This is a genomic window from Formosa sp. Hel3_A1_48 (genome assembly GCF_001735715.1).
GTDB lineage: Bacteria > Bacteroidota > Bacteroidia > Flavobacteriales > Flavobacteriaceae > UBA3537.
In genome coordinates this window covers 1,233,562-1,251,084 of record NZ_CP017259.1, presented here as the reverse complement: position 1 = coordinate 1,251,084, position 17,523 = coordinate 1,233,562, and the positions used below count along the sequence as shown (strand labels likewise).

Below are 17,523 nucleotides of genomic sequence, written 5' to 3'. Positions count from 1 at the left end.
CTGACTATCGCCCTAAGAAAACAAGTAAAACGGATATGTCGTTGGGCGACACACCACTTATCCGAGAAGCTTGGGCTACTGTGGCCGGCTGAACCGCATGCAGTTTTTCTCGAGCCTCATAACTCATCGATTTGACCTGTGTGTAATCGAATTCTTTAGGGATTTTGACATATTCAAGACGGGTTAGCTTGTCGGCATTGTTCTTTTCCTTTTCAATATAACCAGAATACTTAATCTGAATTTCTGTTTGCTCAATAACCTCATCGTTGAGGTTATGCTCGCTAATATAGTCCTCTACAGCCTGAAACTTTCGTACATCGTCTATTGTGATATTGGGTCTAGAAAAGATTTTAAACATCTTGTCTGATTGCTTAATAGGAGATGAGCTTTTAGACTCCAAGACTGGATTAGCCTCTTCGGGTTTAACGCTCTGCTTTCTGAAAAAGGAAACGAAATCTTTAGATTGATTGTGTTTGCGCTCCATACGTTGGAGCCGTACAAGGCTGGCAATTCCTAAGTCGTATCCTTTTGGGGTAAGCCTTAAGTCAGCATTGTCTTGACGTAAAAGGGTCCGGTATTCTGCACGAGATGTAAACATTCTATAAGGCTCTTCCGTTCCCTTGGTTATCAAATCATCTATGAGAACACCAATATAAGCCTCATCTCTTCTCAAGATAAATGGCGCCTTATTTTGGACGCTTAGGCTCGCATTGATTCCAGCCATAAGCCCTTGGGATGCTGCTTCCTCATACCCAGTTGTGCCGTTTATTTGGCCTGCGAAGAACAAGCCTTTTATTAACTTTGTTTCTAGAGAGTAGGTTAACTGAGTTGGGGGGAAGTAGTCGTATTCGATAGCATAGCCAGGGCGAAAAAATCGAACATGCTCAAAACCTTTGACCGCCTTTAAGGCCTTGTATTGAACGTCTTCTGGCAAGGAAGTGGAGAATCCGTTGATGTAATATTCAACAGTATTCCAGCCCTCAGGTTCAACGAAAATTTGATGCCTCTCCTTTTCAGAAAATCGGTTGATTTTATCTTCAATTGAAGGGCAATACCTTGGCCCAATACTTTGAATTCTACCGTTGAACATTGGTGAGCGATCAAAGCCTTCCTTCAATAGATTATGAACTTCTGCGCTCGTGTGGGTCATATGACAAGAGCGTTGGTTTTCTAAGGGCTTGGTTGTTTCTAAGTATGAAAATTTCTGAGGGGTAACATCCCCAGGCTGTTCAATCATCTTAGAGAAATCTAATGAGCGCCCATCAACACGTGGCGGGGTGCCTGTTTTCATTCGTCCTGAATCAAACCCCAAATCAATCAGTTGTTCTGTAATCCCTATTGCAGCTCGTTCACCAGCACGTCCTCCGCCAAAATTTTTATCCCCAATATGTATGAGTCCGTTTAAAAACGTTCCGTTGGTGAGCACCACACTTCGGGACTTTATTTCAAGTCCTAAAGAAGTTTTTACACCAACAATCTGCTCGCCCTTAATAAGAAGGCCAACGACCATATCTTGATAAAAATCTAAGTTTTGGGTTTGCTCTAAAAGCATTCTCCAGTCTTCCGCAAACCGCATTCGGTCACTTTGCACTCTTGGACTCCACATTGCCGGCCCCTTTGATTTGTTAAGCATCTTAAACTGTATTGCGGAAGTGTCACTAACAATTCCGCTGTATCCGCCAAGGGCATCAATTTCGCGAACTATTTGACCTTTTGCAATACCGCCCATTGCTGGGTTGCAAGACATTTGTGCAATATTTTGAAGGTTCATGGTAACCAATAGCGTATTGCTGCCCATATTAGCAGCAGCAGCGGCGGCTTCACTCCCAGCGTGTCCACCTCCAACAACAATTACATCATAAACTTTATCGAACATTTGTATCGAGTTGTGTTCCACGTGGAACAATTTTGTGCAAATATACGCTTATCTGATTAATTCAAACTGACAAAGGTAGTGGTCTTCCTTTTGGCGCATTTGTTTTTTTTGCTGCTCTGTAGAATCTTTGTATCCACATAGATGTAATACCCCATGAGCGATCACGCGGTGTAACTCATTTAGGGTGCTAGTGTTGAAGTCTTTCGCATTCTCAACAACGCGGTCAACAGAAATACAAATATCTCCGTAAACCTCTTGTCCTACATTATAATCAAAAGTTAAAATATCCGTTAACGTGTCATGGTTTAAAAACTCAACATTAAGTTGGTGCAAGTGGTGGTCGTCGCAAAACAAAAAATTTAACTCTCCCAAAGAAAAGCTTTCTTCAGTTAGAATAGCACACAGCCATTTCTTTATCTTGGTTTTGTTGGGTATATCAAAAGTGGTTGTGTTGTTAAAGCTAATCATCTTTTGCATTGAAATAACGTTCTACTTTTTTCTTAATGTTCTTTCGCAAAGGTAAGGGCTTTCTATTTAAAATCTCATCGGAGTTAAAAAGGCGCTTGATTTCCTCTTTGGTTAAACGCTCTCCTTGTGTGAATCTTCTTTTGTTTGTTTGGGATTGCCTTTTTGAAGACTGTCCCTTGTTTAGTGCCGCTTCATTAAGTTTTAGAAGCTCATAGTTTAAGGCCTGCATTTTTTTAATCAAACTTGAGCTAACACCTTGATTTACAATCATTTGCTCAATTTTTTTAATTGACTCTAGGGCTGTTTTTCCTTGACCGGACAAGCCTTCTTTTTCCAAAGCGCGCTCGAGTGCTTGGCGCAGCTTTTGTTGCTGCTTGTACAATTCGAATAAAGACTGTCCAGATTCCTCGGGGTCGCTGTATTGGCTAGGTTCTCTGCCGTTTTTTGAAGATGATCCAGGCTCTTCGCCTTTGCCTTGTCCTTTGGGCTTTTCTCCTTGCTTGCCGGATTTTTGTTTGCCCTCTTTTTTCCCATTCATCATCTCTTCCGCTTGTTTTTGTAAACCTTCTTGACTCATTATAATATCTGGTAATTGCATTTCTCCATTGCCCTGGCCTGGGCTCGGCTGTAGTTCCATTTCGAGTTTATCCAAAATATCACTCAACATGTTTGCCAAATTATTGGTTGATGTGATTGCGTACTGCTGTGCTGCTGTAGCTTCATAGTTTCTGTTTTCGGAAAGTGAATTAAGCGCTTTATCAATATTAAAATAAACATCTGATATTTCCTTGTTTATAGATTCTGAAATCATCGGTTGGCGCAGTGAAACCATAAAAAGACTATCGTCTATGTGCTCAAAATGAGTCTTTAGGTTCATTTGCTTCTTAATAGGCTTTTGGGTGAGGATTTCTTGTGTATTAGATTTTAGAAATCGATTCATCAAACCCTCTTGTTCAAAAGAAAAAACCAATAGATTATCTAATATTTGGCGTAGCGTCTCTGCGTCTTCACTATTCTGTTTTGAGGCGCCTCCAGCCATGTTTTGGCTCATTTGTTGAGCGAGTTGTCTCATTTTTTGAGCAGCTTTCTTTTGTGCTTTTTGCGCTTTGCTCTTTTGTTGATCAGATTTGGTTGGGTTAGTTGTATTCTGAGATTGCTCTAAAAGATTACTAGCGTCTTGCTGATCGTTTTGAATAGACTCTTCTTCATTTTGTGTATCTGGAATCGAAAGCGGTGTTTTTAACGAATTGTTTTGTTTGCGGAGGTCATCTAGTGCTTCTTTAATTTTAGCAAATGTTTTGTTTAGCTCGTCTTGCTCACGTTTATCTTGGTGCTGTTTTTTGATGTGACTATTGGAAAGCGCCTGTTGCTTATCCGCCAGCTCTTCTAAGCTTCTTTTAAGTTGTTCAGCTTTTTTTGAAACATAATAACGCTTCGTTAGCTCCAACATTTGTTGTAGGCTTCGTTGCTTATTTTTACTTTGTTGACCTAGTTTCTTTAACTTTTCCATGAGCCCCTCTTGTTGAATCTTTTTGGCGAGCTGCTCAAGTTCTTGGAGCTTCATTTCGTCCTCTTCAAGGCGTTGGTTTTGCTCTTGAATTCGTTTAATTAATTCTTCTTTCAAAGAATCTGGAGGCTCCTCACTAAACTCCTTAAGTGTCTTTTCCATTTGTTTGTTAAACTGCTTTAAAATATCATCCTGCTGCTTCTGACGCCTTAATAACGCGATAATCTTTTCCTTATCATTAAAGCTTAATTTATCCTTCTGAAGTTGTTCTTTTGTAAACTGATCTATGAGGTTGTTTTGATTTTTAACTGACTTGACCGATTTTTCTAATCCTTGAACAACACTTTTCTGAGTTACAAGCGCCTCATTTTGAATAGATTTGTTACTTTTAAACAAATAAGTGAAGACTTCTGTTTTAGTACTGTTAGGCTTTGGAAAGGGGTCGTTGTCGAAAACTTCAAAATAGAATTCATAAGCTGTATCTGGCAAAAGATCTAAATCGTTAGGAAAATCATAAACAAACTCTAAATTATCGTCAAACAAAATATTGCGGGTTTTGTTCTGCCCGGGATCACCTTTAGGATAATATTGAATTTCAAGATTAGAGATGCCGTAATCATCACTTAATTGCCCATAAAAATAGAACGCGTTATCGTTCGATTCATTACGCTTTTGCATAACCCTTATGCTTGGGGGCTGGTCTTTTTTGACACGAATATTAAATGACAATGTTTCGTGCTGTTTTAGCGCGCTGTTATTCGTTTGAATAGTGTAAGCAAGGTCGGAAAACACTTGTTTGCTTGTGAAAAAATTATTTCTCGAGCGGGTGAAATCTAAGGTTTTTTCAGCGGTCGAGAAAGTAATGTTTTCAGTGGATTGGGCGGTTAATGACCAAGTGAGCGTTGTGCCTTCAGGAACAGAAACGTTTGAAAAATTGGCGACCCTTTTATCTCTAGTTTTTGTGTAGGGCGGGTAATCAATCAGTAGTTGAGAATTGACTATTTTTGGAGCCTTTAGCACTAAGAACTGATATAAAGGCGATTGGGTATCGCCTGAGGAAAGACTAAAGCCTAAAGACTCTGTAGGGTTTAAAAACCTGTATTGGAATAATTGGTTGTCTACCTTTTTTAGAAAATATGATTGCCCTGCAAAACTAATTTCAACTTTATCAGGGACAACACGCCCTTCTGTTTTGACGTTCAGAAAAAAAGGAGTTTTTTCAATTGTTTTGAGCGACTCATTAAGAATAATAAATTTAAATGGCGCTGGGGGGGTATAGTGTGTTTTGTAGTCAACCACACGGCTTAATCCTTCTCTAAAATTTGATTGGCTTCCAGAGGCATAAACTATACCAATAACAAATAAAGGCATAAAAGCGTATTTCAAATACTTTAGATTGTCTCTCAACCGTACCGCTCTTTTAAAGGAGATGTTTTTAAACTCTTGCGTTTTTTGCTGAATTGTTGCTGTTATAAATTCAGATTGAGGCTGGCTATTTAGCTGAATTGCATTCAACAACTTATCCTTGATTTCTGGAAAGAAATCACCAATAATTTTAGAGGCTTGCTGGTGATCAATCCCTGAACGAAACCTCAAAAAGCTTAAAAAAGGAGCCAATAAAAACTTGATAAACAAAAAGGCTTCAAAAGAAATTAAAGACCAAAAAACAAAGGCACGCGCTGTTGCTGAAAACCAAAAAAATGATTCAATTAACGACCAAAATAAAATGTATAAGAGCCCAAAACAAAAAAAGAGCAGGGCGCCCTTTATTAAAGCGCTTGCATAATAGCGCTTGATGAACGCTTCTAGCTTTTCTCTTATTTCATCAAAATGGTCCAAGGCCTGTTTTTAGTCTATAAATCTACAATAATAATTAACACTCGTAAAGCGTGAATAAAGGAAAAAAAAGCAAAGGCATTTTTGTTTGGGCATTCGACTTTGGGCATATATCTTTGCAGTAAGATAACACTCAATGAAAAACCCTATTCGCGTCCGTTTTGCACCAAGCCCAACCGGCCCGCTACACATCGGTGGTGTGCGCACCGCGCTGTTTAATTATTTATTTGCTAAAAAACACAAGGGAAGTTTTATTTTACGCGTCGAGGATACGGATCAAAACCGCTATGTTTCTGGCGCAGAGGACTACATTATAAATGCCTTAAATTGGTGTAAGATCCCCTTTTCGGAGGGTCCTGGAAAAGAAGGTAACTGCGGGCCTTATAGACAAAGTGAGCGGAAAAAAATTTACAGAGAGCACATCAATATGTTGCTTAAAAAAGGAAGGGCTTATTACGCGTTCGATAGTGCTGATGATTTGGCAAAAGAACGAAAAAACCACGAAGAAAAAGGTAAAACCTTCATATACAACTGGCACAACAGAAAGAAAGGTAGGCTGGTAAACTCTTTAGTTTTAACAGAAGCAGAGACCAGCCAAAGAATAAAAAGTGGTGCGCCCTATGTTGTGCGTTTTTTAATGCCTGAGGGGCAGACTATAAAACTAAATGATCTTGTGAGGGGTCAGATGTCTATAGACAGTAGTATTCTTGATGATAAAATATTATTTAAATCAGATGGAATGCCAACCTATCATTTAGCAAATGTTGTAGATGACCACCTTATGGCTATTTCTCACGTGATTAGAGGTGAGGAGTGGTTGCCATCTTTGGCGTTACACCAAATGCTCTATGACGCTTTTGAGTGGGATGCTCCACAATTTGCACACCTGCCATTAATCTTAAAACCTACCGGAAAAGGAAAGCTAAGCAAGCGTGATGGTGATAAACTGGGGTTTCCTGTTTTTCCTTTAAGATGGAAAGACATTAACACGGACTCAAGCGGATATAAAGAAAGCGGTTATCTTTCTGAAGCTGTAATTAATTTTTTAGCTTTTTTAGGGTGGAACCCTGGAACAGAGCAGGAACTTTTTTCATTAGATGAACTTGTACAGTCTTTTGATTTTGACCACGTAAACAAAGCGGGGGCTCGCTTTGATCCTGAAAAGATTAAATGGTACAACCACCAGTATATTCAACGCGCATCCAATGCAGAACTAGCGCAACAATTAACAAGCTCTCATAAAGTGCTCAACGGATTAGACCAAAACTATGTTGAACTTGTTATTGGCCTTATCAAAGAAAGAGCTGATCTTGTTCCAGATCTTTGGCGACTGGGCAAATACTTCTTTGAAGCGCCTGATCGATATGATGAGAAAAGCCTGAAAAAAGCTTGGAGGGAAGATACTAATGTGCTTTTAACAGAACTAGTTTCTGTTTTAGAAAATGCAAATGACGGATCTGCAAAATCGATTAAAATCGCTGTGTCTGACTGGATTAAAAGTAAAAACATTGGCTTTGGGAAAATAATGATGCCGTTGAGGGTTGCTCTTGTTGGGGCTTTAGAAGGCGTAGATGTGTTTGAAATTGTTTTCTATATTGGTAAAAAGGAAACAATAGGCCGGATTAACGCACTTATACAGCAGCAAGCATAAACAAAGCTAAATGGTCTTATAAATTTGACTACTTTTGTGCTCTCATAAGCAGGCAAACAACTCGATGAAAAATATAAGAAACTTTTGTATTATCGCACATATTGACCACGGTAAAAGCACCTTGGCGGATCGTCTTTTGGACTTTACAGGGGCTGTTAGTGAGCGGGAAAAGCAAAACCAGCTTTTAGACAATATGGACTTAGAACGTGAGCGGGGAATCACAATTAAGTCCCACGCCATACAAATGGATTATGAATACAATGGAGAACAATACACTCTGAATCTAATTGATACGCCTGGCCATGTAGATTTTAGCTATGAAGTGTCACGATCTATTGCGGCTTGTGAGGGTGCGCTATTGGTTGTTGACGCTGCTCAGAGTATACAAGCGCAGACCATATCAAACTTGTATTTGGCTTTAGAAAATGATTTAGAAATAATCCCTGTTTTGAATAAAATAGACCTGCCGAGTGCAAATCCTGAGGAAGTGACAGACGACATTGTCGACCTTTTAGGGTGTAGGGCAGAAGATGTAATTCCTGCAAGTGCCAAAACTGGTCTAGGTATTGACACTATTTTAGAGGCAGTAATTAAACTTATTCCACCCCCAAAGGGTAATCCTAACGAACCGCTTCAAGCCCTAGTATTTGATTCTGTTTACAATTCCTTCAGGGGGGTTGAAACTTATTTTAAGGTAGTCAGCGGTAGTATAAAGAAAAACCAGTCGGTTAAATTTATGGCAACTAGCAAAATCTATGGTGCGGATGAGGTTGGAACCTTAAATTTGACACAAACCCCAAAGAAAGAAATTAAAACAGGTGACGTGGGTTACCTAATTACAGGTATTAAAGACGCAAGAGAAGTTAAGGTTGGGGACACAATAACAGACGCTCAAAACCCAACAAGCGCAGCTGTTGATGGTTTTGAAGATGTAAAACCAATGGTTTTCGCTGGTATATACCCTGTAGATACCGAAGAATATGAAGAACTCCGAGGATCTATGGAAAAACTTCAACTCAACGATGCCTCATTGGTGTTTCAGGCAGAAAGCTCGGCAGCTTTAGGGTTTGGTTTTCGCTGTGGCTTCTTAGGCATGTTGCACCTGGAAATCATACAAGAGCGGTTAGAGCGAGAGTTTAATATGACGGTAATTACAACCGTTCCTAACGTATCATACCACGCATACACCCGAAAGAATCCTGACGAGTTAATCTTGTTAAACAACCCATCGGATCTTCCTGACCCATCTACATTAGACCGAATTGAAGAGCCATATATCAAAGCTACCATTATTACCAAATCTGATTTTGTCGGCAATGTTATGTCGCTTTGTATTGAAAAAAGAGGACAGATCACCAATCAGACCTACCTTACAACCCAACGCGTAGAGCTTAGCTTTGACATGCCTTTGGCAGAAATTGTTTTTGATTTTTATGACCGCCTAAAAACCGTGTCTAAAGGTTATGCTTCTTTTGACTATAGCCCTATTGGTATGCGGGTCTCAAAATTAGTTCGGGTGGATGTTTTGCTTAACGGTCAATCTGTAGATGCTTTATCGGCGCTTATTCACCTCGACAGCGCACAAAAAATTGGGCGGAAAATGTGCGGCAAACTCAAGGAGCTTATCCCTAGGCAACAGTTTGATATTCCTATACAAGCCGCAATAGGTGCGAAAATTATTTCTAGAGAAACTGTTAAGGCTGTACGTAAAGACGTAACGGCAAAATGTTATGGCGGTGACATCTCTAGGAAACGAAAGCTTCTTGAAAACCAAAAGAAAGGAAAAAAGCGAATGCGTCAGGTGGGAAGTGTAGAAATTCCTCAAGAGGCTTTTATGGCGGTGCTTAAGCTAAACGACTAAGGTTAAACTTATTTTTTTGTTATTAACGAATGTCTTATATTTAGTTTAATAAAAGGCAAATAAGGTTGTTTGCTGCCCTTATTTATGAAGTGATTTGATGAGATTATACCCTTTAAATGTCGGAAATTTTAAGCTAGACGGAGGCGCTATGTTTGGTGTGGTGCCGAAGTCTCTATGGTCAAAAACCAATCCTGCAGATCATAACAACATGATTGATATCGCTGCGCGTTGCTTATTAATTGAAAACGATAATCGTCTTATATTGATTGATAGTGGAATGGGCAATAAGCAGTCTGAAAAATTCTTTAACTACTATTGCCGTTGGGGTGAACAATGTGTAGAGCGCGCCCTAGCACAATACGGATTCAGTAAGGATGATGTAACTGATGTGTTTCTGACTCATTTACATTTTGATCATTGTGGTGGGGCTGTGGAATGGAACACCGACAGGACGGCCTATCAGCTAACGTTTAAGAATGCAACTTATTGGAGTAATGAAGATCACTGGCATTGGGCGAAAAATGCCAACAAACGCGAAAAAGCTTCATTTTTGATCGAAAACATTGAGCCTATTGAACAATCTGGTCATTTAAAATACATTGCTTCGGCAGAAAATGGTTTTGCGAGAAACTGCCCGCTTGGTTTTGATGTGCTCTTTGCTAACGGGCATACAGAAAAACAAATGATCCCTATTATAAAATATAAAGAGAAAACACTTTGTTTTATGGCAGATTTGTTGCCAACTGCAGGCCATGTTTCTTTACCCTTTATTATGGGGTACGATACCCGCCCTCTAATCACTTTAGAAGAAAAAGAGGCTTTTCTCAATTTAGCAGCCAATGAAAATTATTATCTTTTTATGGAGCACGACGCCTGCAATGAAATTATAACGGTCAAACATTCAGAAAAAGGTGTTCGCCTAAATTCTACCCATTCTTTCAACTCTATTTTTTAAAATTATGAAAAACTTAACCCCAACCAATGCGTTTATGCACCTTACAATAATTAGTGTGCTCCTGTTTAATAGCTGTGGCTCAACCGCCCCAATTATCTCAACACCAATAGAAAACATAGATAAAACTCCTTCTAAATTTTCTCCCTTAACCGCCGTTGAAGAAAAAATCTGGAGCCATTTGGATTTACAAAAAGACACTGTTCCTGGGGTAAGCTTAAACCTTGCTTATGAAAAATTAGTCAAACCAAAAAGCAAAACAATTGTCGTTGCAGTAATTGATTCTGGGATTGACATAACACATGAAGATTTAAGAGAAAACATCTGGATCAATCAAGACGAAATTCCAAACAATGGAATTGATGACGATGCAAACGGCTACATTGACGACATAAATGGTTGGAACTTTTTAGGTGAGGCCAACAATGAACAGTTAGAATATGTGCGGCTTTTGGCAACAAAGAATACTGCCCACCCAAGGTACAAAGAAGCTGAAAGAATATATAGCCGGGAACGCAGTAAATACGCGCGGTTGAAGCAACAATACAATACGATTCTTAATCAATTGACCTCCTCTGAAAATGCAGTTCTTGAACATCTTAACAAAGACAATTTTACAAAAGAAGAGGTCTACAACATATCCACAAAAGACCCTGTCCTGGCACAACACTTAAGTATAATTAAACAATCTTATGGTTTTGGCTACGAGACAATTGAAGGGCTTAAAAAAAGTCTTAAACGCGACCTAAAATCTTTTAATGAGCGTCTAGACTATAATCTAAATATAGATTTTGATGGTCGCTCTATCGTAAATGACGACCCAAACGACATAAGGGATAAAGCTTATGGGGATAATAATGTTAGACCCAAGGAAGGAAGAAGTCACGGCACACATGTTTCAGGCATTATTGCAGCTAAGCGAAATAATGGTATAGGAATAAATGGAGCGGCAGATAATGTAAAAATTATGGCAATAAGAAACACGCCTAACGGCGATGAATACGATAAAGACGTGGCTCTAGGTGTTTACTACGCTGTAAACAACGGAGCTAAGGTAATTAATATGAGTTTTGGGAAGGGGTTCTCTGATCACAGCAATTGGGTGAAGGATGCAATAGCTTATGCCGCAAAATACGACGTTTTGATTGTCGCTGCAGCTGGAAATAATGGAGAAAACAATGATTTTGTAAAAAACTATCCCAATGACCAAGATGGTATAGGAGAAGAAGTTTCGGATAATTTTATAAGCGTTGGTGCGTCTACAAGTGATTATAGTTCGGATCTTATCGCAGGTTTTTCTAACTATGGGAAAAGTAGTGTTGACGTATTTGCTCCTGGCACACAAATTTACTCTAGTTATCCAAACAACAAGTATGAGTTTGCACAAGGAACTTCTATGGCGGCACCATTAGTTAGCGGTATAGCAGCACTTTTATTTTCTCAGTACCCTAAGTTAAGTGCTTCTGAAGTAAAAAAAATAATTATGGTTTCTGGTTTGCCTATAAAAAAAGAGGTGGCGCTTGAGGATGGAACAATAAGCCTGATGAATAACCTTTGTAAATCTGGTAGATTGGTTAACGCATACAACGCCTTAATAATGGCGTCTAAACTTTCAAAATGACTTTGAACATGAAAAACATACACTTAATTGTGGTCCTAATGCTTGGGTGTACAACACTTAGTTTTGGACAAAATAATTTCAATTATTGGCAACAGCATGTAGATTACACGATGGAGGTAAACATGGATGTTGAAACGTTCAATTATAAAGGTGTACAGAAATTAGTATACACAAACAACTCCCCAGACACACTAAATATGGTTTTTTTTCATTTATACTTCAATGCCTTTCAGCCTGGGAGCGAAATGGATATAAGGTCAAGAACGATAGCTGATTCAGATAGCAGGGTGATGAATAAAATTCAAAATTTGGCAAAAGAAGATCAGGGCTTTTTAAGGGTTAATAATCTAACTCAAAATGGCCTAGTGTTAGTATCTAAATTGTCGGGCACAATTTTGGAAGTTGACCTTGAGTCTCCAATCCTTCCTGGAGGTCAAACAAGCTTTGAGCTTGATTTTGAAGGGCAAGTTCCGCTTATTGTAAGGCGGGCGGGAAAAAACAGTAAAGAAGGTGTAGCACTATCGATGGCACAGTGGTATCCAAAGCTCGCTGAATATGATTTTGAAGGCTGGCACGCCGATCCATATATAGGAAGAGAGTTCTATGGGGTTTGGGGTAATTTCGACTTAAAACTTACTATAGACAATCGTTACATTGTTGCAGGAACAGGGTATTTACAAAACACAGCTGATATTGAAATTCAGACTAGAGCACTAAGTGAGAAAGCAAAAAAAACTAATACCTGGCATTTTATTGCACCCAATGTACATGACTTCACTTGGGCGGCTGATCGGGGCTATATTCATGATAAATTACAAATTGAAAACGGCCCAGTATTGAACTTCTATTATAAGAACTCTTTAAGTGAGGAATACAAAGAGCATTGGCGGGCCTTACAACCGATTACAGCGAAGCTTATGTCTTTTTTTAATAAACACATTGGGCCCTACCCTTATGAACAATACTCTGTTATTCAGGGGGGTGATGGGGGAATGGAATATGCTATGTGTACGTTAATTACCGGAGAACGTAGCTTTGAGAGCTTAGTTGGAGTAACGGCTCATGAATTAGCACATACATGGTTCCATTTTTTGATGGCAACCAACGAAAGTAGGCACCCATGGATGGACGAGGGTTTTACAGAGTATATTTGTACAATGGCTGAGGTTGATGTTGTTGGTTTAGACGAAAACAGCTACTTTGATAACGCACACAGGCGCTATACTGAATATGCGCTGAGCGGGAAAGAACAACCACAAAGCACGCATGCTGATCGATATCAATACAACAACGCTTACAGCGTGTCTTCTTATGTTAAGGGAGCAATTTTCTTAAGACAGCTTAATTATATTATTGGAGAAAAAAACTTTAGGACAACACTAAAACGGTATTATGAGTTATGGGCTTTTAAACATCCTACCCCAAACGATTTTATTAGGTGTGCAGAAAAAGCTTCTGGAATTGAGCTGGACTGGTATTTAATAGATTGGACAAAAACAAACAACACTATTGATTACGGAGTAAAATCAATAAGTGAAGAAAATGGAGGCACAATAATCGAACTCGAACGGGTTGGGTTAATGCCAATGCCTGCAGAAATAGAAATTACTTTTAATAATGGTGAGAAAGTAAGATATTATATACCGTTACAAATGATGCGTGGTGAAAAGCCGGTAGAAAAAGATGTGTTAGTTCTTGACGATTGGGCTTGGGCGTTCCCAACATATTCCTTTATTTTGGATGAAAAGAAGAAAGTAAAACAGGTAATAATTGATCCAGACCAACGGACTGCAGATATAAACAGGGATAATAACAGTATAGTATTTAAAAAAATTGAATAAACTTAAAGGGAAAAAAAATATTGATCGTTTGTTTGAAGAGGGTGTGAGTGTTAATTTATTTCCACTTAGGTTACTCTTTGTAGAAGATGAGGTGTTTTCCTTTGGTGTGTCTGTAGGGAAGCGTAACTTCAAATTGGCTGTTCAAAGAAATAGGATTAAAAGACAAATGCGCGCAGCGGCTAAGCTGTATTTGTTGTCCTTTTTAGAGAACACTAAAAATCCACACTCTTACATGCTTATATATACAGGAAAAGAAATGCCGGAGTGGAACAAACTAACAGAAGAGTTTAAAAATTTAGCAAAGAAAGTTAGTTCAAAAAAATTATGAAAAAGTTAATTACAAAGAAAGTTGGGTTGGGTTTGATAGGTCTATTTATCGGGGTAACACTTACTGGGTTCCGTTATGACTTCTTTGAAATTGCAAAGCAAATAGAAATTTACAATTCTATTTTTAAGGAAATAAACATGGGTTATGTAGATAAAACAAATCCTGCACAACTCATGGAAAATGGGGTAAAACACATGCTTACTGAATTAGACCCATATACTATTTATAGCACAGAGCAGGACGTTCAAAATGCTAGAATCTACCGTTCAGGTGTCTATGTTGGTATAGGTGCAAAAATGAGGGTAATTGAAAAAAAACTATTTATTGAAGAACCGTTTAAAGGGTTGTCTGCCGATAAAGCGGGGTTAAAGGCTGGAGATGAAATTATTAAAATCAACAACCTACGGCTCTCAGAATCTTTCGAACAAGCCAAGTTATTGCTCAATGGTAAAAACAAATCTTCTGTTTTAATTACCTACAAAAGAGATAATAAGGAAAAGCAAGTTGAGTTAATAAGGGAAGAAAAGAAACAAAAAGCTGTGCCTTTGTATCAAATGTTGGAAAATAATGTGGGGTACATAGCTTTAGATAAATTTTCAAGAAGCGCTTCAAGAGAAGTAGAATCTGCTCTTAAATTTTTACTTATTGATGAAGCAGAAGGTTTAATATTAGATTTAAGAAATAATCCTGGAGGTTTACTACAAGAAGCTGTAAAAATTGTTAACCTATTTGTCGCTAAGAATCAACTGGTGGTGACTACACGTTCAAACATAGAGCAATATAATAACCAATTCATTACACAAAAACAGCCTGTTAGCGAAGATATTCCTCTGGTCGTTTTGATAAATGAACGCAGTGCGTCAGCGAGTGAAATTGTGGCTGGAGCATTGCAAGATTTAGACAGAGCGGTAATTGTAGGAAGCCGTAGTTTTGGTAAAGGCCTTGTACAACAACCAAAACCCCTGCCTTATGGGGCACAATTAAAAATAACAATATCACGTTATTTCACCCCCTCTGGAAGGTGTATCCAGGCTTTAAATTACAGCCAAAGAACAAAAAATGGAGAAGCGCAAAAAAGAAATGAAAGTGATTACAAGGCGTTTGAAACAAAAAACGGAAGAATCGTTTATGATGGTGGGGGTGTAATGCCAGATATAAAGACAGAACCTAAGGCTGATTTTGACTTAATAAATGGCCTTAAAAAAGAAAACCTCTTTTTTCTTTTTGCAACAGATTATTGTAGAAAAAGTAGCTTGGAAAAATGGGAAAATTATGTGTTGGAAGATTCTGTTTTTAAGAGTTTTAAAGAATTTTGTTTACAAAATAACTTCTCATTGGGAACGAAAACAGAAAAATATCTTAATCGTGCATATAGTTATAGTTTAGAAGAAGGTTTAAAAAATATAAATTCTTCTTTGATTGAAGTAAAGTCGTCTTTAAGAAAAGAAAAAATATTAGCCTTAGAAGCATCAAAAGAAAAAATCATGAACCATTTATCTGAGGAAATTGTAAAAAATATATTTTACAAAGAAGGGTTATATCAATTTTCTTTGGTAAATAATAAAGGAATACAATCAGCAAAGTCTTTGCTTGAAGATCCTAAGGAATATTATTCCATTTTAAAATAAATTAGATATATTGAGTTATGCGAAAGTTGCTGTTTTTAGTGTTGTTTTATAATGGAGTTATGGTAGCGCAATCAAATCAGCAGCATGTGGTTTATTTTGAAACCGATAAGTATGAAGTCCCTGAAACTGAAAAAAATAGGTTACTTTTTTTTATACAAGGTTTAGCTCTTAAAAAAATAAAAAAAATATCAATTTATGGGTTCTGTGATGATCGGGGTTCTGATCAGTATAATTTAGTACTATCACAAAACAGAGCAGATGAGATAAAGCAGTTGTTCTCTGAAAACAAAATTAATGAACAACTGATAAGTAATGTCGACGGTAAAGGAGAAATTTTACTAAAAATAATTTCTACAGAGGATTTAAATGTGATCCGTGGATTAAATAGAAAAGTTGAAATAAATGTTGAGTATGGTAATACTAAAATAGAGGTTAAGAAAGATAATATTGATGAAAGAAAGAAACCAATCACATTAGAAAGTGACTTAAGAGTTGGAGATAATATTACTTTAAATAATATATTATTTCGTACAGGCTATAGTTATATCCTTAAAGAATCAATCCCTGATCTTGAAAAAATAGCAAGAATTTTAAACAGAAAGAAAGAAGTTTACTTCACAATTAAAGGGCATGTGTGTTGTACAGCAAATGGAAGGGATGCTGTAGATAGAGGCACAGGAAAAAGAAACTTATCGCTTGCACGAGCGCGTTATATTTTTAATTATTTAATGAAAAATGGAATTGCTAAAAAAAGGATGAAATATATGGGTTTAAAACATAAATATCCTTTGGGAGGTGATCCTAAATTTGATAGAAGAGTAGAAATTGAAATCACATATATCAAAAAATAAAACTAATTTTTTATCATAGTTATATGGGGAATACCATCCTCTAAATAAGATTCTCCTTGTTCTAAAAAACCTAAATCATTATAGAAATTCTTTAAATAACATTGTGCTGAAATTTTTATTTTTCTTTGGTTAAAAAATTTATAAACTGCCTGAACAGAGGCATTCATAAGTTGTTTTCCATATTCTTTATTTCTATACTTTTTAGAAACAACAACACGCCCAATACTTGCCTCTTCAAAATAATCTCCAGGGCGGAATAATCTTGTATAACCAATGATAGCGTTCCCTTTTTTTAAAAAAACGTGGAGCGAAATTTGATCTTTATTATCAACATCTTGATATACACAATCTTGCTCTACAATAAAAACCTCGGATCGTAGACGTAAAATAGCATATAGATCGGATTTTGAAAGCTCTTCAAATTTCTGTATATAAATAGAGGACATAAAAGAACTGTTGGATTATTAACAGCTTGGAATTTTATCAACACGTTTTTGATGTCTTCCTCCTTCAAATGGTGTGTTGAGAAAAGTTTCAACCATTAATAAAGTTTCTTCTTTACTAGTATAGCGTGCCGGTATACAAAGAATATTAGCATTATTATGTTGTCGAACAAGTTCCACTATTTCAGTAGTCCAACATAAACCTGCTCTTATATTTTGATATTTATTAGCAGTCATAGCTACACCGTTTGCACTCCCACATAATAGAATACCTAATTCTACATTTTTATTTTCTACATCTTTAGCTACTGGGTGAACAAAATCAGGATAGTCTACGCTATCGGTGTTATCAGTTCCATAATTAATAACTTCAATACCTTTAGATTCTAAATATGTTAATATTTGAAACTTATATTCGGTTCCAGCGTGGTCGTTTCCTATTGCAATTTTCATAATTAATTCATTAATTGAAGTTGTGTAAACTTACAAAAAAAACAAGCTGTTAATTGTTTTATTTATATCCTGTTAATAAATAAATATAGTTTATAAAAAATATAATTTAATTGTAAAGAAATATTTTATAGTAAGAAAAATATGTAAATAAAAAAGTTTAGTTGTTATTTTTAATTAATGGTTTATCTTTAATTTAAAGGACGTTAT

13 protein-coding genes are annotated in these 17,523 nt (G+C 37.1%); 8 read left to right on the top strand and 5 right to left on the bottom strand.

Annotation, left to right across the window (positions count from 1 at the left end; genetic code table 11):
• Nucleotides 1–4: 4 nt before the first annotated feature.
• Genes mnmG through FORMA_RS05740 form a run of 3 tightly spaced genes read right to left on the bottom strand, consistent with a single transcriptional unit; the run spans nt 5 to nt 5,690 of the window.
• Nucleotides 5–1,876 (bottom strand): tRNA uridine-5-carboxymethylaminomethyl(34) synthesis enzyme MnmG, encoded by a 1,872-nt coding sequence (gene mnmG / locus FORMA_RS05750; protein ID WP_069675461.1) that lies wholly within the window; start codon nt 1,874–1,876, stop codon nt 5–7.
• 48 nt (nt 1,877–1,924) lie between these two features.
• A complete protein-coding gene (ybeY, locus tag FORMA_RS05745) occupies nt 1,925–2,344 on the bottom strand; it encodes an rRNA maturation RNase YbeY (RefSeq protein WP_069675460.1) in 420 nt (139 codons plus the stop codon).
• Entirely contained in the window at nt 2,337–5,690 is a 3,354-nt protein-coding gene (locus FORMA_RS05740; protein WP_069674758.1) for a DUF4175 family protein, read from the bottom strand. Before FORMA_RS05740 ends, ybeY begins: the two co-directional genes overlap by 8 nt.
• A gap of 133 nt (nt 5,691–5,823) precedes the next feature.
• Here FORMA_RS05740 and gltX point away from each other — a divergent pair, with 133 nt between their 5' ends.
• The 8 genes from gltX to FORMA_RS05700 all read left to right on the top strand — a co-directional run bounded on the left by gltX (nt 5,824) and on the right by FORMA_RS05700 (nt 16,420).
• On the top strand, nt 5,824–7,338 hold the full coding sequence (gltX, locus tag FORMA_RS05735; RefSeq protein ID WP_069674757.1) for a glutamate--tRNA ligase: 1,515 nt from the start codon (nt 5,824–5,826) through the stop codon (nt 7,336–7,338).
• A gap of 64 nt (nt 7,339–7,402) precedes the next feature.
• Nucleotides 7,403–9,199: a translation elongation factor 4 gene (lepA, locus tag FORMA_RS05730; RefSeq protein WP_069674756.1), complete on the top strand. Its 1,797-nt coding sequence runs from the start codon at nt 7,403–7,405 to the stop codon at nt 9,197–9,199.
• Nucleotides 9,200–9,296: 97 nt separating this feature from the next.
• The gene (locus tag FORMA_RS05725; RefSeq protein WP_069674755.1) at nt 9,297–10,154 is read left to right on the top strand and encodes an MBL fold metallo-hydrolase; all 858 of its coding nucleotides are present in this window, start codon (nt 9,297–9,299) and stop codon (nt 10,152–10,154) included.
• Nucleotides 10,155–10,158: 4 nt separating this feature from the next.
• Nucleotides 10,159–11,772, top strand: coding sequence for a S8 family peptidase (locus FORMA_RS05720; protein ID WP_069674754.1), 1,614 nt, complete (start codon nt 10,159–10,161; stop codon nt 11,770–11,772).
• Between the two features lie 8 nt (nt 11,773–11,780).
• Nucleotides 11,781–13,613, top strand: coding sequence for a M1 family metallopeptidase (locus FORMA_RS05715; protein ID WP_069674753.1), 1,833 nt, complete (start codon nt 11,781–11,783; stop codon nt 13,611–13,613).
• Nucleotides 13,606–13,941, top strand: coding sequence for a ribonuclease P protein component (gene rnpA, locus FORMA_RS05710; RefSeq protein ID WP_069674752.1), 336 nt, complete (start codon nt 13,606–13,608; stop codon nt 13,939–13,941). The genes FORMA_RS05715 and rnpA overlap by 8 nt, the downstream gene beginning before the upstream one ends.
• Nucleotides 13,938–15,569 (top strand): S41 family peptidase, encoded by a 1,632-nt coding sequence (locus FORMA_RS05705; protein ID WP_069674751.1) that lies wholly within the window; start codon nt 13,938–13,940, stop codon nt 15,567–15,569. The genes rnpA and FORMA_RS05705 overlap by 4 nt, the downstream gene beginning before the upstream one ends.
• Nucleotides 15,570–15,628: 59 nt before the next feature.
• Nucleotides 15,629–16,420: an OmpA family protein gene (locus tag FORMA_RS05700; protein ID WP_231924971.1), complete on the top strand. Its 792-nt coding sequence runs from the start codon at nt 15,629–15,631 to the stop codon at nt 16,418–16,420.
• Nucleotides 16,421–16,422: 2 nt separating this feature from the next.
• On the opposite strand, the gene FORMA_RS05695 is transcribed toward FORMA_RS05700, so the two are convergent.
• The gene (locus FORMA_RS05695; RefSeq protein WP_069674749.1) at nt 16,423–16,866 is read right to left on the bottom strand and encodes a GNAT family N-acetyltransferase; all 444 of its coding nucleotides are present in this window, start codon (nt 16,864–16,866) and stop codon (nt 16,423–16,425) included.
• An 18-nt stretch (nt 16,867–16,884) separates the two neighbouring features.
• Entirely contained in the window at nt 16,885–17,316 is a 432-nt protein-coding gene (gene rpiB, locus FORMA_RS05690; protein WP_069674748.1) for a ribose 5-phosphate isomerase B, read from the bottom strand.
• Nucleotides 17,317–17,523 lie beyond the last annotated feature (207 nt).